This window comes from Spirosoma fluminis (assembly GCF_054778895.1).
Genome location: NZ_BAAGZD010000041.1, coordinates 739944 through 762890 on the forward strand (window position 1 = coordinate 739944; position 22947 = coordinate 762890).

20 protein-coding genes and 1 tRNA gene are annotated in these 22947 nt (G+C 49.4%); 12 read left to right on the top strand and 9 right to left on the bottom strand.

Annotation, left to right across the window (positions count from 1 at the left end; genetic code table 11):
- Positions 1 to 125: 125 nt before the first annotated feature.
- Complete coding sequence (locus ACYVBJ_RS25025; protein ID WP_460985021.1) at positions 126 to 743, bottom strand: DinB family protein; 618 nt, start codon at positions 741 to 743, stop codon at positions 126 to 128.
- A gap of 77 nt (positions 744 to 820) precedes the next feature.
- On the bottom strand, positions 821 to 1636 hold the full coding sequence (locus ACYVBJ_RS25030) for a DUF6597 domain-containing transcriptional factor (RefSeq protein WP_460985022.1): 816 nt from the start codon (positions 1634 to 1636) through the stop codon (positions 821 to 823).
- 186 nt (positions 1637 to 1822) lie between these two features.
- Between ACYVBJ_RS25030 and ACYVBJ_RS25035 the strand changes: the two genes are divergently transcribed.
- Complete coding sequence (locus ACYVBJ_RS25035; protein WP_460985023.1) at positions 1823 to 2629, top strand: hypothetical protein; 807 nt, start codon at positions 1823 to 1825, stop codon at positions 2627 to 2629.
- A 56-nt stretch (positions 2630 to 2685) separates the two neighbouring features.
- Here ACYVBJ_RS25035 and ACYVBJ_RS25040 read toward each other — a convergent pair whose 3' ends face one another.
- Positions 2686 to 3015 (bottom strand): tetratricopeptide repeat protein, encoded by a 330-nt coding sequence (locus ACYVBJ_RS25040; protein ID WP_460985024.1) that lies wholly within the window; start codon positions 3013 to 3015, stop codon positions 2686 to 2688.
- 110 nt (positions 3016 to 3125) lie between these two features.
- Between ACYVBJ_RS25040 and ACYVBJ_RS25045 the strand changes: the two genes are divergently transcribed.
- From ACYVBJ_RS25045 to ACYVBJ_RS25060, 4 genes are all read left to right on the top strand, one after another.
- A complete protein-coding gene (locus tag ACYVBJ_RS25045) occupies positions 3126 to 3863 on the top strand; it encodes an electron transfer flavoprotein subunit beta/FixA family protein (protein ID WP_460985025.1) in 738 nt (245 codons plus the stop codon).
- A gap of 88 nt (positions 3864 to 3951) precedes the next feature.
- Positions 3952 to 4914, top strand: a complete 963-nt coding sequence (locus tag ACYVBJ_RS25050) for an electron transfer flavoprotein subunit alpha/FixB family protein (RefSeq protein WP_460985026.1) — start codon at positions 3952 to 3954, stop codon at positions 4912 to 4914.
- Between the two features lie 97 nt (positions 4915 to 5011).
- Positions 5012 to 5608 (top strand): bifunctional nuclease family protein, encoded by a 597-nt coding sequence (locus ACYVBJ_RS25055; protein WP_460985027.1) that lies wholly within the window; start codon positions 5012 to 5014, stop codon positions 5606 to 5608.
- Positions 5609 to 5813: 205 nt separating this feature from the next.
- On the top strand, positions 5814 to 6833 hold the full coding sequence (locus ACYVBJ_RS25060; RefSeq protein ID WP_460985028.1) for a transglutaminase domain-containing protein: 1020 nt from the start codon (positions 5814 to 5816) through the stop codon (positions 6831 to 6833).
- Positions 6834 to 7317: 484 nt separating this feature from the next.
- Here the strand turns inward: ACYVBJ_RS25060 and ACYVBJ_RS25065 are convergent, their stop codons facing one another.
- Together ACYVBJ_RS25065 and ACYVBJ_RS25070 are read right to left on the bottom strand one after the other, a co-directional pair.
- On the bottom strand, positions 7318 to 9330 hold the full coding sequence (locus tag ACYVBJ_RS25065) for a hypothetical protein (protein WP_460985281.1): 2013 nt from the start codon (positions 9328 to 9330) through the stop codon (positions 7318 to 7320).
- A gap of 1435 nt (positions 9331 to 10765) precedes the next feature.
- Entirely contained in the window at positions 10766 to 11527 is a 762-nt protein-coding gene (locus tag ACYVBJ_RS25070) for an HpcH/HpaI aldolase family protein (protein ID WP_460985029.1), read from the bottom strand.
- A 367-nt stretch (positions 11528 to 11894) separates the two neighbouring features.
- Between ACYVBJ_RS25070 and ACYVBJ_RS25075 the strand changes: the two genes are divergently transcribed.
- Complete coding sequence (locus ACYVBJ_RS25075) at positions 11895 to 12122, top strand: DUF892 family protein (protein ID WP_460985030.1); 228 nt, start codon at positions 11895 to 11897, stop codon at positions 12120 to 12122.
- Positions 12123 to 12347: 225 nt separating this feature from the next.
- Here ACYVBJ_RS25075 and ACYVBJ_RS25080 read toward each other — a convergent pair whose 3' ends face one another.
- Positions 12348 to 13250, bottom strand: a complete 903-nt coding sequence (locus ACYVBJ_RS25080; RefSeq protein WP_460985031.1) for a histone deacetylase family protein — start codon at positions 13248 to 13250, stop codon at positions 12348 to 12350.
- A 228-nt stretch (positions 13251 to 13478) separates the two neighbouring features.
- Between ACYVBJ_RS25080 and ACYVBJ_RS25085 the strand changes: the two genes are divergently transcribed.
- The 3 genes from ACYVBJ_RS25085 to ACYVBJ_RS25095 are packed head-to-tail and all read left to right on the top strand — an operon-like array spanning position 13479 to position 15079.
- Positions 13479 to 14228, top strand: a complete 750-nt coding sequence (locus ACYVBJ_RS25085) for an SDR family oxidoreductase (protein ID WP_460985032.1) — start codon at positions 13479 to 13481, stop codon at positions 14226 to 14228.
- 60 nt (positions 14229 to 14288) lie between these two features.
- The gene (locus ACYVBJ_RS25090; protein ID WP_460985033.1) at positions 14289 to 14729 is read left to right on the top strand and encodes a hypothetical protein; all 441 of its coding nucleotides are present in this window, start codon (positions 14289 to 14291) and stop codon (positions 14727 to 14729) included.
- Positions 14730 to 14746: 17 nt separating this feature from the next.
- Positions 14747 to 15079, top strand: a complete 333-nt coding sequence (locus ACYVBJ_RS25095; protein ID WP_460985034.1) for a hypothetical protein — start codon at positions 14747 to 14749, stop codon at positions 15077 to 15079.
- Positions 15080 to 15157: 78 nt separating this feature from the next.
- On the opposite strand, the gene ACYVBJ_RS25100 is transcribed toward ACYVBJ_RS25095, so the two are convergent.
- Positions 15158 to 15928 (bottom strand): YciE/YciF ferroxidase family protein, encoded by a 771-nt coding sequence (locus ACYVBJ_RS25100; protein ID WP_460985035.1) that lies wholly within the window; start codon positions 15926 to 15928, stop codon positions 15158 to 15160.
- 465 nt (positions 15929 to 16393) lie between these two features.
- Positions 16394 to 16465, bottom strand: a tRNA-Glu gene (locus ACYVBJ_RS25105).
- A 182-nt stretch (positions 16466 to 16647) separates the two neighbouring features.
- Here ACYVBJ_RS25105 and ACYVBJ_RS25110 point away from each other — a divergent pair.
- The 3 genes from ACYVBJ_RS25110 to ACYVBJ_RS25120 all read left to right on the top strand — a co-directional run bounded on the left by ACYVBJ_RS25110 (position 16648) and on the right by ACYVBJ_RS25120 (position 21925).
- A complete protein-coding gene (locus ACYVBJ_RS25110; protein ID WP_460985036.1) occupies positions 16648 to 19221 on the top strand; it encodes a M14 family metallopeptidase in 2574 nt (857 codons plus the stop codon).
- A gap of 151 nt (positions 19222 to 19372) precedes the next feature.
- Positions 19373 to 21634: a carbohydrate binding family 9 domain-containing protein gene (locus ACYVBJ_RS25115; protein ID WP_460985037.1), complete on the top strand. Its 2262-nt coding sequence runs from the start codon at positions 19373 to 19375 to the stop codon at positions 21632 to 21634.
- A gap of 99 nt (positions 21635 to 21733) precedes the next feature.
- Positions 21734 to 21925 (top strand): hypothetical protein, encoded by a 192-nt coding sequence (locus ACYVBJ_RS25120; protein ID WP_460985038.1) that lies wholly within the window; start codon positions 21734 to 21736, stop codon positions 21923 to 21925.
- A gap of 63 nt (positions 21926 to 21988) precedes the next feature.
- Here ACYVBJ_RS25120 and dapA read toward each other — a convergent pair whose 3' ends face one another.
- On the bottom strand, positions 21989 to 22885 hold the full coding sequence (gene dapA, locus ACYVBJ_RS25125) for a 4-hydroxy-tetrahydrodipicolinate synthase (protein WP_460985039.1): 897 nt from the start codon (positions 22883 to 22885) through the stop codon (positions 21989 to 21991).
- Between the last annotated feature and the right edge of the window lie 62 nt (positions 22886 to 22947).

The following is a 22947-nucleotide window of genomic DNA, read 5'->3' on the forward strand; positions in this document are numbered from 1 at the left end:
GAAACTAGCGTGTTCCAAACTGATAGTGAAGCTCTGAATCTGATCAGCGTCGTTGAAGCATAACATGAGCACAAGGCCGGAATCGACGCGGTACTTTAGTGTAAGTTTGCCTAATCTTCCCTGGTTTATTTGCTGGTTATATTGACAGATGGATACTTAGGATGCTGCTTCACGGTGCGAATCTGCCGCAAGTGCCGGTCTACGTGCCCCCATTGATAGATGTACACCTGGTGCATATTACGCGGGTACTTTGTGGCTGTCAGCTCAAACTGCACCCGCATATCCGCCTGCGTCGTGTCGGCGAAAGCAATGGCCTGGTTACGCAATCGCTGAAAAAACAGAAGATTGTTTTTACCCTGGATGAATCCCGTTGGCCGCGAAAAGTCGGGTGATTTATGGGCTTTCGTTTCCATGATGAAATCCATATAATAACTGTCGGGGCTGCTGGTTGCAATCAGATCCGGGCGGGGTGTGCTGCGAATACCCATACTGATTTCCCGCGCCCAGATGATCTCCCAAAGCGCCAGGTGTTCTACCACTTCGGCAATACTCCAGCGGTCGGGCGACTCGCGAAAATGCCACTGTGCATCCGTCAGGTTTTCGGTTTCGCGGGTTAACTCGTCGCGGGTGCGTTTGAGATTATCGACCGTATAGTTCCGGTCGGCTTCGGTCCAGCGCTTCTGAGCGTAGGCCGTTGACATGCATAATACTACGTTGACTAAAAGAATGATGACTGGCTTCATGATCATAAAAAGTGAGGATTATGACGACAAAGCTACCGGGTGTTCAGGGCGTAGAATTGTACAAATACGACATTTGATCAGTTCAGGTAATTCATCAGCTCAACGTTGTCTTTGACGTATACTGTGGGCTTTTTTCCCATGAACTGGGTGAATTCGCGAATGAAGTGTGATTGATCGTAGTAGCCGCAGTGGTAGATAATGTCGTGCCAGTCGGCTACCTGCCAGCGTTGACTGGCCAGTTTAGCGCACAGATAACTAATCCGCCGGATTCGGGCGTAGTATTTCGGACTCACACCGACTTTCTGCAGAAACTGCCGCTCAAACTGCCGTCGACACACATACATATCTTCCATCAATGCGCTTATAGGCACAATGCCCTTCTGCTCAACGATTAAGTTAGCCGCGTAATCGGTCCGATTGAATGGATCGCTTTTTCTGAGCAACTGCCGACTCAGAAACTGGTCGAGCAGCTGCACGCATCCGGCCGGATCGATCACGTCGGCAAGCTGCTCGTACAAGATGTGAACTGGCCTGCCCAATACGTCGATCAAGTTCGTCCGCTCGTCCGTAAATTCATACATAGGCAAGCCAAACAGCGACGAGATACCCGCCGGTTTGAAGACGATGCCGACCATGTTGATGAAGCCGCTTAACTCGAGTGTATAGTTTTCGGTAGCCTGCCCGGTTAGAAACATGGATGGAGCCAGCAGCGAATCATGCTTGGCGTTTCTTACCCGGTACGTATCCCCGTAATTAAACACCATGGAGGCAAAACCCGTTGGCGGGGAGTCAATCTGCATGGGCCGCGTTAACTGGTCCTGCTTCCTCCATACGAAGTAACATTCCACAAAAGGCGACAAGTGAGAAGCGGGAGCAAACTTGCGGTAAAACATAGTCAGACAATTAACTTGAGCTACCGAATTTCCTCTTTTTATCCAGCTGTATGACAACTAGTTAAGTTTGTTTTTATTTATCGGTCGATTGCTTTTGTTTTCTGGCAATTGAGTTGCAACCGAATTAACTTACCGCGTATCTTTATAGCCAGCAAGCAGGTCTGTAACCCTGGCAACGTGTAGGTTATGAAAGCTTTCTTTACGTTCGGAAATACAACCGCCATTCTTCTGATGGTTGGTCTTCTTAGCAGTTGCGCCCCTACCGTAACGACTTATAAACTCGAACCAGTTTCGGGTGATGTGACCACCATTGAAGGTCGGCCGGTCACGAAAGCGGAACGTAACGGTATTGGCGTTGTGGCTTCGTTTGAGCGCGAGGATATGGAATTCGTTACGTTGGATGTGGAAGTCAAGAACCGCACAGACCGCTCCATTGAAGTTAATCCGGCCGATTTTCGGTTCGTCGCCTTAGGCGCTGCCCAGGATACGCTGACCGATCCAATAAATCCGGCTCTGGTCTTGTCCAAAGCTGCCGCCGACCCTGCTTACGAATCGGGTCGCATCGGCATGAAGCGGAAAGCCGAAGAAAAGCGATTGAAGCGGGCGAAAATTTTCAACACCGTTCTGATGGTAGCCGTTATTGCCTCGGACGTATCGTCGTCGAATAAAAGTCGTTCGTACGGCGAATACATCAACAATCGCGTTACGCACAATTTGGCCTATCAGGGCATTGCCGCCAAGCGCATTATCGACCACAGCACCTTCGCCAACCGGATGGAACGGTTCGATTACGAAGAGTACCGCTGGCGTGAACTGGCGCTTAAAGCCAACACCCTGGCTCCCGGCGAATCGGTACGCGGCTTTGTGTACCTGCCCAAAGTTCTGAACGCTAAATACTTATCGATCAGCTATTCAATTCCAGAGCAGGCAACCGTACCGCTGTTATTTAAGCAGGACTTGGTCCAACAAAAGAAAAACCGCCAACGTCGGTAATGGCCGTGGGCATTAATTCTTATCAGTTGTCTTTAGCAGGAACAGGTAATTAGTCACTACCACTCGTCTTCATCATCTTCAAACGCCTTCTGAGCCCGCTGCAATTCCTGTAGTGTCTTTTGATTTTGCTGCGCTCTGGCTAGCGTTATACCTTCTTCATACAAGCTAGCCGCCCGATCCCGATCGTCTAAATCGGCGTAGAGAGCCGCGGCATGGTAATACGTTGGCAGATAATCGGGATGTTGCGTCAATAGCTGATCAAAGTACGTCTTTGCCTGCTGGGGTTGCTGATTCAAATACTCCATAGCCAGCGCGTAAACATTGAACGGCTCACCGGGTTCTTCCTGTACAAATCGAATTAATTGTTGGATACGTTCGTTATTCATAAAGAAGAAAAATAGTATGCATGCATACTTTATTTAAGACTGTTTGTACTTTTGCCCCGTAAAATTGGTCGGTAACGAACCAATTTCCACGAACTAAAACCGCATAGCCAATGAAAATTTTAGTGTGTGTGACGAGTGTGCCCGACACTACCACCAAGATTGCTTTTACCGATAACAACACCAAATTAAATAAAGCCGGTGTAACGTTCATCACTGGCCCTTACGACGACTACGCGCTGGCCCGGGCCGTTGAACTCAAAGAGAAACTCGGGGCCAGCGTAACGGTGCTGAACGTAGGCGAAGCCGACTCGGAACCGGTTATCCGCAAATGCCTGGCCATCGGTGCCGATGATGCTATTCGGGTAAACGCCGAGCCCACCGATGCTTATTTCGTAGCCGAACAGATTGCCGCCATTGCTAAAGAGAATAATTACGATCTGATTCTGATGGGTCGCGAATCCATTGATTACAACGGTGGTCAGGTTCACGGCATTGTGGGCGAAATGCTGGGTATGCCTTCCATCTCGCCGGTAATGCTGCTCGACATTGATGCCGATACGGCTAAGATTACCCGCGAAATTGAAGGCGGTAAGGAAGAGCTGGAAGCTAAATTACCCCTCGTACTTGGTTGCCAGGAGCCTATTGCCGAATGGAAAATTCCGAACATGCGCGGGATCATGACGGCTCGCACGAAACCGCTCAAAATCGTTGAACCCGTTGGTACGGATAAACTTACCACGGTCGGCAGCTACGAACTGCCTGCGCCACGGGGTGCCGTGAAGATGATCAAAGCCGAAGAGGCCGAAACACTCATCCAGTTACTACGTACCGAAGCTAAAATCATCTAATACTGAGTTGTAAAGCTGTATAGTTACACAGGTTGCTCCCTGGTACTACGAACCTATACACCCTAAAACTCCATAACTTCTTAAGAAAATGTCCGTACTGATATTCGCTGAATTAGACGAAGGTAAAATCAAGAAGTCCTCTCAGGAGGCCATATTTTACGGTGCCAAAGTCGCCGAAATGACAGGTACGTCGGCTACTGCCATTGTGATAGGGCAGGCTGACGACAGTGAACTGGCTTCGGCCGGACGTTTCGGGGCCAGCAAAGTCCTGCACGCGGCCGACGCAAAACTGGATGAACCAAACGGCATGGCCTACGCAACGGTTGTCGCTGCGGCTGCCCAGCAGGAAGGTTCTACGGTGATTGTGCTGGCCAAATCCTCATTAGCGGATGCCATGACGGCTCGACTGGCCGGAAAATTAAAAGCGGGTCTGGCCGCGAATGTTGTCGAGCTGCCGGATCTGTCGGATGGGTTCCGGGTGAAGAGCAGCATTTACACGGGTAAGGCATTTGCTTACAATGACCTGAAGGCAAATGTGAAGATTGTGGCGATCAAGAAGAACACCATTGCGCCCCAGGAAACCGAGTCTACCGCAGCGGTTGAAAACTTTGCGCCAACGCTCAACGACGCCGACTTTGTTATATCGGTTAAAAACACCGAAAAATCATCGGGCGATGTATTACTGCCCGAAGCCGATCTGGTGGTTTCGGCGGGCCGGGGATTAAAAGGACCCGAAAATTGGGGAATCGTCGAAGATCTTGCCAAAGCTTTACACGCGGCTACGGCCTGCTCGAAGCCAGTATCCGATCTGGATTGGCGCCCCCACTCTGAACACGTAGGTCAGACCGGTATCAAAATCAGTCCTAACTTATACATTGCCTGCGGTATTTCTGGTGCTATCCAGCACCTGGCGGGCGTAAACTCCTCAAAGGTAATTGTTGTTATCAACAAGGATCCGGAAGCACCCTTTTTCAAATCGGCAGACTACGGCATCGTCGGCGACGTATTCGACGTATTGCCACGCCTGACCAAAGCGGTGCAGGAATTATAAAGCGGTTTGGCGGTTTGATGGTTCGCTTGCTTATATTGAATTCGAAAAACAAGCGCATAACCGAACAATCAAACCGCCAAACTGTTAATTTCGCGTTGTGGACAAGATTAAGCTGGAAATATTAGGACTATCGCCTAGCCAATCGCAATCGGGCTCGTTTGCGCTGGTATTGGGTGAAGAATATGGCAACCGACGGCTGCCAATTATCATTGGCATGTTTGAAGCACAGGCCATTGCTATAGAAATCGAGAAAATTGTGCCGAATCGGCCGATGACCCATGACTTGTTCAAGCAGTTTGCCGAGCAATTCAAGTTCACGGTCCGAGAGATCATGATTTCTGACCTGCGCGAAGGTATCTTCTTCGCCAAGATCGTCTGTTTTGACGGGGTTCGGGAAAGCGTGATTGATGCTCGCCCATCTGATGCCATTGCGATCGGTATTCGCTTTGACGTACCAATTTATACTAATGAGTCGATCCTCTCGGAGGCTGGCATTACGGCGAGTGGTAACGAAGATGACGAAGAGCAGGAAGAACTGGTTCGTTCGTCGAGCCGGTCGTCAACCCGTTCGTTCAGTGATCAATTAAAAAATGCGTCTTCTGAAGAGCTGCAACGCATGCTCGAAGAGGCCCTTGGCAACGAAGAGTACGAGCGAGCGGCCAAGATTCGGGATGAAATGAGTAAGCGCAACTAACTAAAATTATACCACACTAAGCCGCCTGACCATCAGACGGCTTTTTTTGTGCCCTAGTATGGCATTTGCCCAATAAGCCCTAATGAGCTTTTACATACGTAATAAGCTATAAAACGGAGCATCGGGTAGACGACTAAACCCTGAGGGGTATCTGCAATAAAAAATAGCACGTTTGTGTTATCAGATTGTGATACTGAACAGGAGGATGCGACACTTCATAACACGGCCAGTTCTGGCTTTTACAATCTTTATATTTAGCGCTGCGTTTACAGTTCCATCCGGGCCTGGAGCTGACATTCCGCGACCATCCAAGTACGTTGAAATCGACTATAGTACAATCGACGCCTACGCTCGGGCAACACCTGAATCGAGCGCCCGGACTTTAAACACCTTAAGCGATTATCTGACCTCGCCAGCCCGTAGTGAATTGGCGAAAGCCCGTTCTGTGTACAGCTGGATTACATCCCATGTACGCTACGATGAATCGGCCTTTAGCGGGCAACGGTATTCGTCGGAGGTCGAGTACGCAAACCGGGTGTTACGTAGCCGAAAAGCAGTCTGTACGGGCTTTGCGCTGTTGTATAAACATTTACTAAATCGAGCTGGCATTGAAGTAGCGAACGTCAAAGGATATTCTCGTACCAACGACAGTGAGGCAGGACAGCCCATTCAGCGCATAGATCACGAATGGAACGCGGTCAAGCTCGATGGCGACTGGTATTTACTTGATATTGCCTGGGCGCAAACAACGGCGAAGAAAAGCGCTGATGGCGAACTGCAACCCAATGACTTTTACTTTCTGACTGAGCCAGTGGCCTTTGCAGCGAACCATCTCCCGGCCGACGCCCGATGGCAGTTGCTTGGCTCACCTATCAGTAAAGGTCAGTTCGACCAATTTCCTAAGTTTTATGACGCTTATTTCCGCCTGGGATTCGACACAAACTTTCCTAAAAGCGGAACAATACGTACTAGCGATGTGCTGACGTTAGCTCTCAAGAACCCCACTGATGTTGAGTTCTTATGCTCGGTCAGTCGCCTGGGTGGCTCAACAGCAACGCATGTACCCGTAAACGTTCGGCGATCAGGTGACAGTTACCAGTTAGCTGTACCCATCTTACAGCGGGGTAGCTCTACGCTGTATGTATTCGCAAAGCCCAAAGGAGCCCGCTCAGAACGAGTAAAATCGTTTGAAGGAATAGCTTCGTTTACAGTCGTTAAAGAGTAGTTTTTCTGAACTGTCCTCGCACGTCGCATTATCAACCAGTGGCCACGATCTGCTCCACATATGAAACAGTTAGTTTTCCGGGTGCTATATCTGTTATGAATCCTGGCAGGAGGGTATTACAACTACGAACTACCGCTTAGGCCTTATTACGGTGTCAGAAAACTGTTGAAGCTTCCTAAGACTTTATTTTCCACATGTTTTGTCCATCCAACCGGCAACCCTACGGTTGAAAGTATAGAACCTGATATAAACCAGACCAGATTTCTCATCATGTGATTATACCGGTTTTTAAATACGTATCGTATTACGCTTAACTACTCCTTTCCTCCCCAAGAAGGCAGGAGGAGTACGATAGAGGTAGCCTTTGGGAAGGGAAACATAGGAAGTACGAAGTATCTATCCTGAAGTAGTAGCTTATCAATCGCATACAAACAAAAAAGCCGGAAGCGTTGGCTCCCGGCTTTTTACATGTGCTTCTTTTTATTTACTCAACACCGAACATAGCATCTGACCGGCGACCGCTGTTACCACCCCGACGGCGTGGTGCGCGTTTCTTAGCGGGTGCTGGTGGAGCCAGCAGTTTCGCTTTCTGGTCATCTGTCAGTGGTTTCAGATCAGTGATCGAGTACGAGTTGTCGCTGATCGTCGTGTTGAAGCTGCCCACTGCTTGCTCAGGCTGACCGTTACATGGCAGTTTCGTAACCGTGAACACAGCGCGGAAGTACTGAACTTGCGGACGTACCCGGCGGCCTTTGTAACGAATCGCGTTACCACTTTCGATTTTAGCCTTCTCAGCTTGCAGCTGTTGAGCTAAGCCACCTGGCAGATCACGAAGATTTAGGATAACTGTGTTCGTATCGAACTCGATAGCGCTCGTAGCAAGACGACGGTTCAGACCACGGTAACGGAGACGGGTAACGGTGTCACCAACCGATGTGATCGTACCGTTACAGTAGCAGACATTAGCCACTTCACGTGTGTATGGCGTGCGGTAGTAAACTTCCAGGCGCTCCAGACGGTGGCGGTATTCGCATTCTACAACATTGTTTCTTGGGCGGATGCTTGCGAAACTCGTTGTTGCGACTTCACTCATACACGAGCCACACTTGGCGGTTTGACGGTTGTGAACCGTTACGTAGTAGAAACCTGGTGTAAGCTGTCCGTTCGAGAAATAAGCGGTTGGGAAGGTCAGCGTCGTATCGGTCGTGTTTTCCAACTGAGCGATTACCTGATCACCTGCCGTAGCCCCGCCCGTTGCGGCAACCGTATCAGCCCGGTAGTATAAACGAGCTGTGAAGGTTTCGTTTTTCGGGTTCGGGGTTGTACTGCGCCAGCTAATCACCGGAGCTGTAGCGGCCGTATTAACCGGTGGTGCTTGCTGCGCGTTTGTGCTGTCTACGAATGCCAGTGAAGCACCTTTCAATGAAGCGCCGTTGAACTGAACATTCAACTGAGGAATCGAATCGCAGGTTGGGCAGACAGTAGGAGTTTTGGGGATAAGCTTCTTCTGAACAAATCCTTTACGAACAGCCACACCACCACTGAAACCACCATGCTTCCGCTTGAACTCATACAGTTGATCATCGATACCATTTACAATGATGTAGTTCAACTGCGTGAAGAATCCCTGCGCCTGCACACCGATATTCCAGTTGTTACGTAGTGGGAAAAATACCCCCAACGACAGCAATCCCCCTGGATGATACAGTCTGTAGCTAGGATTCACCGTACGAAGCAGTGGTCCACCCTGAACCAGCGGTCCATTCGGCTGAAAGTTTGGCGTAGTAAACGCGGCAATCGTTGCTGCTTCTGTACGGAACAAACCACCCCTCAGTCCTAACTCAAGGAACGTCGCGGCATCTGGATTGCGACGGCTGCGAGCCAGCGTAAATTGCAGGACAGGTCCAACTGTCAGGAACATGTCTTCAGAAGCACGCTGCCGGATGGTCACCTGATCACGACCAACTCCTCGTGCCGCAGCCAGACCATACAGGTAGTCCCGATAAACACCCCGCGTAATGTAGTTCTGATACCCGAACGCCGTTCCCAAACCGAAACGCAGTCGACGGGTATTTGGCGTTAGATAATAATCTACGTTACCTGTGATGTTAAAACCGGCACCGTTGTAGAGGGTGTTGTCCCGCTTGGTAGGTCCAAACGTGTTTTCCCAGGTACCGCAATACGCAAAGTTTGGACCAGCAAACAGACCGATCCGCCAGGGCGACAAACGCCGAACGAGAATGAATGTTTGAAAAGTCGTGTCACAATCGTCGAGTTCGGCAACATCACTGGCCTGAGCTTTGAACTCATCGCGACGCAATGTGTCAGTGTAAACACCTTTCCCCAGACGATAAATGTTCTCGCGAGGGTCCTCCCGTCTCGGCGCACTTGATGACGGGCTGGCAGATTGAACTGCGTCCCGCCGGACTGTATCAGCCTGTTGAGCAAGGCTTATAGAAGGTATTGCAAAACCTAGCAACACGAGTCCAGCCAGCATCCGCTTGGGGTGTTGTTGGATAAATGTTCGCATACTTATTGAGTTAATTTTGACGCAATGTTTCTAACTAAACTTTTATTCTCCCAAATGCGGTCAAGGAAACTTAGGGAACGGTCATCCCACTAAAACAGTGGATTTTTAATGCTGTCAGCTGATTCTCCATAGTTAATCAAGTTTAAATACTTCGATGTCAGAATACTGCCCAATTCAGGAATAATATCTCCGGTCATGGGTTCTCACACTAGCAAGGGATTCTTTACAAATTAACTTTTTAGATGGATTTGCCTGTGCATTGCTTTCTTCTGAAAGCCTTCACTATGCTTTAACCACGATTTTTCTGCAATGTTAAGAGTGAATTGGAAAACTTAATTCATTCTTTGAAAAAATTTATGAATAATCTTTTCGTGTGCCCTGAACAGCAGAAGGTATCTATCCAGATAAAGACCATTATGTAACCTGTTGCTTAATTAAAAGGTTATTTATGGTTTAATCGACCTCCGCCTGTCCCGGTTGTACAAGGCTGGTCAATAATAGCGATTAGCAAGTTCTTAAAAAACAACTTTCGACTCTAAGTCTGAACAAATGAAATAATATAATATTATCTTAAATTTGTTTAAAAGCTTAAATAATTTCGACTTTAAGCTTTTAAAATTATGGTTTGATAAATGTCAATAAAAGCTTGTTACACGTTTTGCCTGACAATACGTCAGTAACAGTTTAACTCAAGTAATTTCCTATAGTCGTAATCCATTTGTCTATTCTATTTTCAAAAAGCTTGATTTTCTGTCCTTTCAGGCGCTATTAATTGGAGAATGCCGAACATTCGCCCATACGGATTTTTACAGTTAAATGTTTTGGTACGCGCTTTCAAAACTTCGTGCAACTACAAACATAAAGTTGGTCTATCCTCTAACGGCGCTGTTGCCACAAACTTGAGCCCTCATAATTGTAGACCGTACTGGCGCAGTTGTCTGAACTTTATAAATAGATCTGCCGGGCGAATGAAGCGTGCTTTATTGAAAGCGTTTGCCAGCTGTATGCCTGAATTAGACCTGCTAATACGGTTAAGTTGGTATGGAGCCCGTTGTTGTAAAGCCTAACAGGACAACTAGTTGCCAGTAATAGACGAACTGCCCAAACTGTTCTCGAATATTTAACCTACTTGAGAACGGTTCGCCAAAAGCATCTTCCAGAGTTAAGAGATAACCGTTTCTACAATCTATTCCGTAAGCTTATGGACATAGACCATTTGCGGTCAGTGTACGAGTGGAGACGTATCATGTCAAGACGTTTTAATAGGTCATGAATGGAAAACTGTCTGGTTTTTGATAGAATAGCTGGCTTGTATCTCCGCAATTTTCACCAAATACAGAATCGGCTCAGATATATCGGTTTGTCTTAAAAAGTTTAAAACTTTCGTTCATTGATGAAAGCGCTATTGCCTTCCTTTCATAAAATCGTTGGCCGCCGACTTTAATAAGCCAGCGAATGAATTCAAACAAAACAATACGCCCCGGTCAACCAACGCTTTAGCTTGTTCGCCCGTGGCAGCTGTCGTTCCGGCAATTAACCCGGCTTTCCTGATCCGATCAACTACCCCGGCGATCGTACGTTTTACTTCGTCATGCCCTGGACCGTCATAATAACCCATTGACATCGCTAAATCGCGTGGTCCAATCACAAAGCCATCAACGCCCTCTATGGCTAGTAGCTCATCCAGATTATCAATAGCTTCCTGATCCTCAATCTGCGGCAAAACGAGCGTCTGCTCATTAGCGAACTGCACGTACTCGCCCTGATTCATGGTACCGAGCAAATAATCCGCTGCCCGTACGGGTCCAAAACCGCGCTTACCGAGGGGCGGGTATTTAACCGCCTGTACTAACGACTGTGCTTCATCGGCGGTTTTAACTCCCGGCATCATAATCCCCATCACGCCCACATCCAGAAATTGCAGAATCAACTTCGGATCGTTGCTACGTACCCTAGCCAGCGGAGTAATGCCACTTCCTTCACAAGCTCTGACAATCTCCTGTACCTGAGCGGTAGTGACTGGGCTGTGCTCACCATCGATCATATAAAAATCAAGACCCGAGAAGCCACAAAGCTCAGCAACGGTGGGGTCAGTACTGTTCGAAAGAACGCCCAGAACGGGTTGGCCATTTATGAGCCTTGTCTTAACAATATTTTGTTTCATTAACTGATTTATTACCAGCCAGCTTAATCAATGGCTTCGGGTTGCTGGACTATCGACGTAAGCGAGACTCGATTTATGCCCAGTTTATGTTGCGACAAGTTAAGCACAAGATGTTTCATTATCCTAAAACTTTCCTTTCCTATCTAATCCCTCTAATCACCTAACCTTAGAGTATATTTTCAACTGATAATACATGGCAATTACTCAATCTATCCGTCGATTACACATCTAAAGCGGAGAGAGCGCATTCTCGGTTTGCCCGAAAATTTCTTGACGATATATTTTACCCCACGTTAGAATAATTACCCCATAGATAGAAAATACTACATGGACCCAAGCACAGTGTTATGAGAACTATGAAAAATTTATGGCGCAAACGGTCCAGGACCTCTACTCTGCCGAAAAACAAGCCCTCAAGGCCATGCCACAACTGATGCAACGCGTTCAGAATGGTCAGTTACATCAGGCTTTTCAAACGCGCCAGCGTGAAACCGAGCAGCAGGTAGAACGGATGGGGCAAATTGCCAGGCAACCTGGGGTTGATCCAGGCGGAGAAACCTGTATGACCATGCAGGGCCTAATTGAAGAAGCCTAGGACTTATTGATCCAACTCGAAGGTAATCAGTTAGCTGATGCAGCCATCGTTGACGCAGCCCAAAAATGGAACATTGCGAAATTGCTTCGTATGATACAGCCCGGACGCTGGCTCAACAAGCAGGGTAAAATCAGGCCGCTCAAGCTTAATATCTGCCTAACTCAGCCTCCCAAATGCGGATCCTATTGCCTGCGCATTTGGGGTATTTTAGTACGTACCAAACGGTCAGAAGAATAGGTCGGCCGCTGTACGGAACGTATTGCAATGAGCCTCCACAATATCGGTAAGCCGGGGAGAATAGCCCCCACCCATAGATACGGCAATGGGTACCCCCTCACGGAGGGCTTGTTCGAATACAATTACGTCCCGTTGCTTACATCCATCGCGGCTTACGCCCAGTTTGCCTAACCGATCGGAAGCTATTATATCAACTCCCGCTACGTAGAACATAAAGTCGGGCTGACAACGACGAATCAGCGCTGGCAATACGTCGTTTAGCTGATTCAAGTAGGCTTCATCGGCAGTTCCCGTCGGCAATTCAATATCCAGATCAGACTGCTCTTTTTTGAGTGGATAATTGTCTTTACCGTGCATACTGAACGTAAAGACACGCGGTTCATGCTGGAACATAACGGCCGTGCCATTTCCCTGATGGACATCCAGATCGATCACCAGGATTTTTTTCGCCATACCGGTTTCGAGCAGGTAATGGGCAGCCACGCCTACGTCATTCAAGATGCAGAACCCTTCGCCCCGGTCGGGATAAGCGTGGTGGGTGCCACCGGCAACGTTCATCGCTACGCCGTCGCGCCGGGCTTTCTGTGTGCAGTCGATGGTGCCCTGCGTAATAATCCATTCCCGCTCAATTAGCTCTGTGGTAAGCGGAAAGCCAATCCGACGTACCATTCTGGGATCGACTGTCAGCGTTTTCAGCGCCTGAACGTAATCAGGCGTGTGTACGCCTAGTACCCATCGGTCGTCAACGGGAGCGGGCGCAAAAAAATTAGCGTCCGTACAGGTTCCTTCGTAGAGCAACTGCTCATGAATCAGTTCGTATTTGAGCATTGGGAACCGGTGCCCTTCGGGCAACCGCAGCCTGTAAACCGGCGAGAAGGCAATCTGCAGCATGTACTAATCTGGGACTTGCGAATTCGTCCCGTTCGATAAGGATACTCCCTGCTAAACCGAGCTTCTGGCTGTTGTGTTCTATCTTACTCTACCTTCCCCTCCCGGCAAAGCAGCGTTTTGTTGAAACGGCTGCATTATATACATCTAATTCATTGTTTATAAAGCGCTTATGTCTTAATCTCTACCAAACACAACTTATGAGTACTTAATACGCTATATCCAGCTTTTATGAAGACCGCAATTATCACCGGTGGTGGCCAGGGCATTGGTCGCGTTACAACGCAGTATTTACTTACGCATGGCTATCGGGTAGCAATCTGGGAAGCCGACACCGATGCGCTCGCCGAATTGAGAGAAGCTTTCAAAGCATCGTCGGCCCAGATTTTGTTTGTTTCCTGCGACGTATCGAGCGAAGTAAACGTCCGCAAAGCGGCTGAGCAGACCATTAGCCACTTTGGGCAAATTGACGCGCTTATCAACAATGCGGCAATTATGATCGAAAAGCCGCTTGATCGACTCACCCTGGACGAGTGGAACCGGGTCATTGGCACAAACCTGACGGGCGCTTTTTTGTGCGCAAAGCATACGGCCCCTTTTCTGGCAGCTCAAAAAGGGAGCATCATCAACATGTGCTCCACCCGAGCGTTTCAGTCGGAACCCGATACGTTTCCGTATTCAGCTTCGAAAGGAGGCATACTGGCCTTAACGCATTCGCTGGCGGTTAGTCTGGGGCCCGACATCCGCGTCAATGCCATTAGTCCCGGCTGGATCGACGTATCCGTTTTGAAAAAGAAAGCCAAAGCAAAGGCTGACGAGCTTCGTCCTGAAGATCATGGGCAGCATCCGGCGGGGCGGGTTGGTCAGGCCGATGACATTGCCCGTATGATTCTGTTCCTGATAGCGCCAGAAAACAACTTTATCACAGGTCAGAATTTTGTCGTAGATGGTGGCATGACACGTAAAATGATTTACGTATAAAGGCTCAAACATCATCAGCCACTTCCTGTTTATAGTTATCACAGAGCCATCAACACACGTATGAATATAGAACTTGCTACCGCATCGAAAACCGCTCCTCTCGAAGTCCTTGATTTACAGATCTCATTACGTCCATCGGCTGGGCGGTCGCTATTGTCGCTCTGTTTTCTATGCCGCAACGAGGGTGCGGCCAACCGGCTGCTAATGCCGACCTTATCCTGGTTCGACGCCAGCCAGCTGCAACGATTTTCGCAACAATTGGCCAGTGCCCGGTTTCCGGAAACTTGCCAAATCGACCTGGTTGATGCCGGTCTTCGCTTAACGGGCTCAGTACGTCGGCTGGCGGGTCGCTGGACCACCGGACGTACCATTCGGGTTGAACCGCTTCCATCAGCGGCAACTCAATTTGCGCCGTTTACCATCCATGCTTCGCATCTCGACGTAACAACGTACGCCCAGAAACTGTACAGTCGGCTGTGGGAAGCTTTTACCAGAGGATAACTTCAGAAATCAATTGTATGGAAAACACAAACCAGGATGCGATGCTGAACCAACAATCGCAGACGTTTACCCCCGAAACCGGAGGACCAGCTCAGGTACCCGATCAGGCCCTCACCATGAATCAGGCGTATAACCCAACTGATTTATCGGGCGACGCCAATGGCATGCCTATGACGCCAACCGACGAGGAGGAAGCTGCAACGGGCAGCGATGGAACCGGCGCTTTATCGGGCAGCCCGAACATGGAACCCGATCTTGATCCCAGAAACTACGGAAACGGCGATACGCTCGGCAACAATGACGGTACCGAGACCAGTCCAGAAGCTGATGATTATACCGTTCAATCCTAATCTCAACTTTAGTTTTAAACTAATAAAGGGCATCTTCGATTAGAAGATGCCCTTTATTATAGCTTGGGAAATTCATTTTTAGATACCTAACGTACCTCCTAAGGTAGCGTCGTTATCGGAGCGATAGCGCGGGGTAGATTCCCGATCGCTGCTTGATGTCTGGCTACCCGAATACGATTGGCCCGACTGATAGGTCTGTCCTACACTGCCTGGGTCGCTATACAGCGTTCCATCCGGATTAACTACGCTATTGCCGTAGTTGTCATCATTCGAATTGCTATACGACGAATTTGAATGATCGCCCTCTGAAGCCGCCCGTTGGTTGATGAATGATTCAGCTAGCTGAGTTAACTTCCGGTCCGTATTTTTCTCTTCCTGCAGCGTCTGTTCCAGCAGGCTTGCGGCTTCGCTATAGCCCAGTACCCGCGCCAGCGTCACCACTGAACCATACGATGCGATTTCGTGGTGCTCCACTTTCTGAGCAGCCATAATTAAACCAGCATCGCGGGTCAACGAGTTAGACTCCGTATTTGCAACTACGCGTTCGCCATCATCGGCCAGGCCATCGATTGCGTCGCAGGTTCCTTCTTCGGCATCAATGCCAACCGACTGAAAAACCTGTTCCAGGCGCGCAATCTGGTTGCGGCTTTCTTCCTGGTGCTGTAAGAAGGCGTTACGTACCTCATCGGTAGTAGCGGCATCTGCCTGCACTCCTAATACGTCAACCGCTTGCCGTTCGGCATAATAAATATCTTTAAGTTCAGTAACGAATAAACTTTTCAGGCCTTCGCCAGTGTCTGCGTCGTTACCACTGAAAAAATTCGAAATACGATCTGCTAAGGAAGCCATGTCTCTTGTTGTTTAGTGTATGTTGTGATATAACACTGCCCGTTTAGCCAAAACTGTGCCACCCACTGATTTTCTGTTATTTACACATTTGTAATATAAAATTGTGTTTATTTTTTTCCACAGATATTGTAGAGTAATCTCAAGAGAGCTAAACTTCGTCGGCATTTCGATTGCCATCCCCGCTGACAAACAACCTGAGAAGTCCTGACTTTGTAGCCAGGATATCCAGACGCACGAACAAGCCCCACTTAATCTATCTTCTCAAAGCGATCAGACATCAGGAAACAGCTCAAAGCCCAGCTTTTATGGGTCATCACTCTCGATTAGGTAAAAGCCGTTTTTGTCAGTACATGTATTGAAGCCTGATTGAAGGCAGGCCCAACACTTTCCTAAATAGTACTTTTTGCTTGATATGCCACAAAACAAGAAAGCCACCTCGCTGAGGTGGCTTTCTTGTTTTGTTAGTGACCGATACGGGAATCGAACCCGTGTTACCGCCGTGAAAGGGCGATGTCCTAACCGCTAGACGAATCGGCCGTCTTGTTACCAAGACCCAACGTTTTAGCTTGTGTGCCGCTGCGTTGGCGAATCGTGGTGCAAAGGTAAGGCCGTGTTTTTATAATGCAATACCTAACGCCAAAATTTTTCAAAAAAAGGGTTTACGACTGTTTTACTGCTATTTTTGAACGTGTTCGCGTTTTTATTTTTTAACCCCGTACATGAAACATATCGTCCTGTTAGCAGGTCTGTTTGTGGCGTCACTATCCGTTTCGGCGCAGACAACCAGTTCTGTATCAACCACCGTAGTATCACCCGCTCAGTTTTTAGGGTATCAGGTCGGAGAGCGCTATACTCCGCACCACCGCGTACTCGCTTACGCAGAGCAGGTAGCCCGCCAGGTCCCGAATCGAGTAAAACTACTTCCCTACGGTACTACCCACGAAGGTCGCCAGTTGATGGTGGTAGCGGTAGCCTCCGAAGCAAACATTAGTCGGCTCGACGAAATTCGTACCAATAATCTGAAGCGAATTGGTTTAGCCGATGGCCAGTCAACCAGCGCGGCTCAGCCTCCCATCGCCTGGCTCAGCTACAACGTCCACGGCAATGAAGCGGTTAGCTCAGAAGCGTTCATGGACGTACTGTATCGACTACTGACGCCCTCCGACGTAGTTTCGCAGAAAATCCTGAACACAACGGTCGTGATCCTGGATCCCGGTCTGAATCCTGATGGTCACGACCGATATGTCAACTGGTATAACCAGATGATGGGCCGCGCGGGCGACCCAACTCCGTCGGCCCGTGAGCATAACGAACCCTGGCCAGGCGGGCGGTATACGCACTACCTGTTCGACCCCAATCGTGACTGGGCCTGGCAAACGCAGGAAATTACTCAGCAACGGATGGCGCTGTATCAGCAGTGGATGCCTCATCTACACGGGGATTTCCACGAGATGGGGTACAACAGCCCGTATTATTTCGCCCCTTCGGCCAAACCGTATCACGAAGATATTACGCCGTATCAACGTCAGTTTCAGCAAACTATTGGTCAGTACTGCAGCCGCTATTTCGACAGAAACGGCTGGCTATACTACACCCGTGAACGCTTCGACCTCTTCTATCCCAGCTATGGCGATACGTATCCAACCTATAACGGAGCCATCGGCATGACCTATGAGCAGGGCGGCAACAGCCGGGCTGGGTTAACCATCGAAAAAGACGACGGCGATACGCTAACGCTTCGGCAGCGGATCGATCACCACGTAGCCGCAAGTATCGCTACGCTGGAATCAGTAGCGGATCGGCCAGCCGAGATTGTAAAAGAATTTGGTAACTTCTTCGACAAAGCACGCAATACGCCGGTTGGTGCGTACAAGAGTTACGTGATCAAATCGGGTGGTGATGCCGGTCGGATGAAAGCGTTAACGCAGTTGCTGGAACGTAACAAAATCAGCTACGGCTATGCAGGCAAAGCCCAGACGCTAACGGGTTTCAATTACATGAGCCAGAAGAACGAAAAAAGCGTAGCTATCGCGGCCGAAGATGTAGTTATTAGTGCGTATCAGCCAAAATCAACGCTGTTAAAAATCCTGTTTGAGCCGAAATCTTCGCTGGAAGACTCCGTCACGTACGATATTACGGCCTGGTCGCTGCCTTATGCCTTTGGTCTGCAAACGTACGGCCTGACCACCCGTCTTGAGCCCAAAAATTCAGCGTCAGATACCGGCGCTGGTTTGACCCAGCCTCAAAGCACTTCAGCATCGACCCAACGCCCGTACGCGTATCTGATTAAGTGGCAGTCGTTGCCTGCGGTGCAGACACTTGCCGCTTTGTTAAAGCAAAAAATCAGAGTCCGGGTAGCCGAAAAGCCATTTGAAATTGAGAATAAACCGTACCCATCCGGTACGTTGATCGTAACGCGGGGTGGCAACGAACGCTTCAGCGACCGCTTGGATGCCCTCGTTACACAGGCTGCCACCCAGTCAGGTGCGGAGTTCGTTGCGGTGCAAACGGGTTTTGTGGCCAAAGGGTCAGACTTTGGTTCAGATTTCGTGACGGGATTAAAAGCGCCCCGCGTTGGTTTGGTCGTAGGCGATGGAACGCTTCCGCCCGCGGCCGGTGAGGTGTGGCATTATTTCGATCAGGAGTTAAACTACCCCGTTACGTTGCTGGATGGTAATACGCTCGCCAGTGTCGAATGGAACAAACTGGACGTTCTGATTCTGCCAACTAACTACAATTATAGCCGATTCCTGAACGACAGAGTCCTGACAACCCTCCGGGAATGGATTCGATCGGGCGGTAAACTCATTGCTCTGGAGCGGGCCGCATCGTTCCTGGCGGGAAAAGAAGGGTTTGAGTTGAAAGAAAAAGACGACAAGTCGGACGATAAGTCGAAAAAAACCAATTCTGCTGACTCATTGAAATTGTACGGCGATCGGGAGCGGACCGCTATTTCCGACGATATACCGGGCAGCATCTACCGCGTGACAATGGATGCAACGCACCCGTTGGGCTTCGGGCTGGCCGGGGGCTATTACGCTCTGGTGCAGAACGCCTATAACTTCGATTTCCTTAAAAACGGCTGGAACGTGGGGTATCTGAAAACGGATAATTACGTAGCTGGTTTCTCCGGCAAAAATGCCAAAGAGAAGCTGAAGAATACCTTATTGATGGGCGTTCAGAGCCTGGGAAAAGGAAGCGTTGTTTACCTCGCTGATGATCCATTATTCCGTGGATTCTGGTACGGCGGCAAATTATTATTTGGCAATGCCGTGTTCATGGTCGGCAATTAAGTAGTTTTGCTGATTATTAAAAAATTAATGAACTACAAATCTTAGACAAAGACGCAACACTCTTCGGGCTGTTGCGTCTTTGTGTACGTAGCCTAAGCAAACCGGCTGTTCGTTTTTCGTTAAGGATAAGTACTCATAACTTCCTTATTTGGTGAGACATCTATCTAGTTTATGCATTGCGCTGTTTCTGATCAGCACTTTTCCGTTGCTGGCCCAAAAGCAGAAGGTTAACGAAGGCTATCAACTGCACATTAACCGCGCTACGTCTCCGGTGGTGATTGATGGTAATGTCGATGAACCGGCCTGGCAGGCAGCCGAGGTAGCTTCCGACTTCTGGATGGTGTTGCCCATGGATACCAGCCGGGCGCGGGTTCGGACGGACGTGCGCATGACCTACGACGACCAAAACGTGTACCTGAGTGCCGTCTGCTATCATGGCGACGTATCCGGCCCCTATATCGTCGAGTCGCTTCGGCGGGACTGGGCCTTCGGCAAAAACGACAATTTTATCTTCTTCATGGATACCTTCGATGACCAGACCAATGGCTTCACGTTCGGTACCAATGCCGCCGGAGCCCAGTGGGATGGTTTGTTGTATGAAGGCAGTAAAGCGAATCTCAGCTGGGACAACAAATGGACGTCGATGGTCCGAAACTATCACGACCGATACGTACTCGAACTTGCGATACCGTTTAAAACCATCCGTTACAAACAGGGCATCACCCGGTGGGGCATAAACTTTAGTCGGCAGGATTTAAAGACGACCGAAAAATCCTCCTGGACGCCCGTACCCCGGCAGTTTGCGACGGCGTCACTGGCGTATACGGGCGTGCTGGTCTGGGATCAGGCTCCGCCATCGCCGGGTCCCAATATTTCAATTATTCCGTACGCGCTGACAGGTCTGACCCGCGATTACCAGCATAACATTCCGAACAAAGGGCGGCTGGATGTCGGTCTGGATGCTAAAGTGGCCGTTACATCATCACTCAACCTTGATCTTACGGTTAATCCCGATTTTTCGCAGGTCGATGTTGATCAGCAGGTAACGAACCTTGACCGGTTTGAGTTGTTTTTTCCCGAACGTCGCCAATTTTTTCTGGAGAACGGCGACCAGTTCACTAACTTCGGCTATGCCACCATACGCCCCTTCTTCAGCCGCCGGATTGGGTTGGGGGGTGTTCCGATTCGGTTCGGGGCCCGACTAAGTGGGAAGCTCAATAAAGACTGGCGACTTGGGGTCATGGATATGCAAACCGGCCGAGTAGATGAAACTGGTCTGCCCGCCCAGAACTTCGCGGTATTTGCCTTACAACGGAGGGTGTTTGCCCGTTCGAACATCGGCGTACTGTTCGTCAATAAAGAGTCGATCCAGTACGAAGCGGTGGCCGACAAGTCTTTATATTCCCGCTACAACCGAAACCTTGGACTGGAATATAACCTGGCCTCGGCCAATAATCTTTGGAGTGGTAAAGCACTGTACATCAGATCCTTCAGCCCTGCCGTAATAAACAGCGGGCAACCGGGCGACCCACAGCCCACAGCCGCCCAATCGGGTAATGATGCCGTATATGCTGCGAATCTGCAATACACCAGTCGCCAGTGGCTGATAGGCGCTCAGGCAGAATCGGTTGGAAAGAATTACACGGCTGAAGCGGGTTACGTACCGCGTCGGGGCTATGCGCGGGTGATGGGCAACCTGGGCTATACGTTCTTTCCCACGGGCAGCGGCATACTGAGCCACGGTCCATTGGTGCAGTCTACTTATTTCTTCGATCCTACGGGACGTCAAAGTGATAACGAAACCTACGCATCGTATACGCTTACGTTTCGCAGCCGAAGTGCCTTTACGGCCTGGGTCGCCACCGATTACGTCCGCCTGCTGCAACCCTTCGATCCTACCAACACTGGCCGCCAGACGCTGGAAACCGGCACCGAGCACCGCTGGAAAGCCTGGGGAACGCAGTTTACGTCGAAACCACAGAGTTTATTCACGTATGCCTTTACGTCGCGGTACGGCGGCTATTATACCAATGGTACCCGTTTGAACCTCACCGCCGATATTGGCTACCGGTTTCAGCCGTACGTCAGTTTAGCGGCCAGTGCCAATTACAACGACATTCGTTTACCGCAGCCCTGGGGACGTACTACGTTCTGGCTCGTTGGTCCGCGTTTCGACCTGACAATGACGAATACACTTTATCTCACTACGTTCGTGCAGTATAACGAGCAGCAGAATAATATGAACGTGAACGCCCGGATTCAGTGGCGTTACAAACCCGCTTCTGATTTTTTCCTGGTTTATACCGACAACTACTTGCCTAATTCAGCTCAGATCGGCCAGGACGTACCAGGGCTTTTTTCGGTCAAAAACCGGGCGTTGGTCTTGAAGTGGACGTACTGGTGGAACATCTGATACTCAGTATTTAAAACAAAGCGATAAGGCTTAGGTTAATTAAACATTTGTGGCAAGGCCACTATATCTGTTTACTACACATTAAACCAACCAACGTTTATGAAAACCTTATCGCGCTTCTTCCCGATGGCTTTTGTGGCCGTATTCATGACTTTGTTTCTGACCAGTTGCGAAGTAATTGGTGATATTTTCAAAACAGGTGTCTGGACAGGGGTGATCCTCGTGGTCGTCGGCATCGGAGTCGTTATCTGGCTCGTCTCCAAGTTGTTTGGTGGGGGCCGAAACAGCTAACCACGTATTAACCAGAAGAGCCGCTCTAGCTAGAGCGGCTCTTCTGGTTAATACCGAGTCTGTTTAAGCAACGAGTTCCAGTAACCCATCGCGCTGGAGCACGGCCCGCTGGCGCTCGCTTAAGTCGTCCGACGCTTTCATCAGCGGCAGCCGAACTTCGCTGGAGCTCAGCCCCATAATATCCAGAATGTTCTTTACGCCAACCGGATTTCCTTCTTCGTAGAGCAATGGATCAATACGCAAGAAATGACCCAGTTCCTTGTGAGCAAACGAAAAATCGCCTTGTAGGGCCGCGTCGATCATAGCCGAGAACTTTGCCGGAAAGGCATTGGCAATCACCGACATTACGCCTACCCCACCGATGCTGATAATGGGCACGGCCTGTACGTCATCGCCCGAAATAAGCAGAAAATCATCGGGCTTGTCGCGCACGATCTCCATGCACTGTTCAATCACGCAGGAAGCTTCTTTAACGCCGATAATATTGGGGTGTTGAGCTAGTTCGCAGATCGTTTCGGCACTCATGTTTATCCCCGTCCGGAAGGGAATATTATACAGGATAACCGGCACCGGGCTCGCGTCGGCAACGCGGGTAAAATGTTCGATTACGCCCCGTTTGCCGGGTTTATTGTAGTATGGGCAAACTGACAGAATCGCGTCTACGCCTTCAAAATCAATATCCTTCATACCCGACACTACGTCAGCCGTAACGTTACCGCCCACGCCGAAGACGATCGGGAGTTGTTTCGGGTTGTTTTCTTTCAGGTATTGCAACAACTGTTTCTTTTCCTGCTTAGTCACCGTCGGCGATTCACCCGTGGTGCCCTGCAGGACAATGTACCGGACGCCCCCTTCGGAAACGTGCCGGATAATGCGGCCGAAGCCATCGAAATCAATCGTATGATCAGCGTTGAACGGCGTTACAATTGCAACCCCCACGCCATGAAAATTGGTACCCATCAGCGGAAACAAGAATTTATGCTTACAAAGTTACGGGAATTTAGTTGTGAAAACTTCGTCAA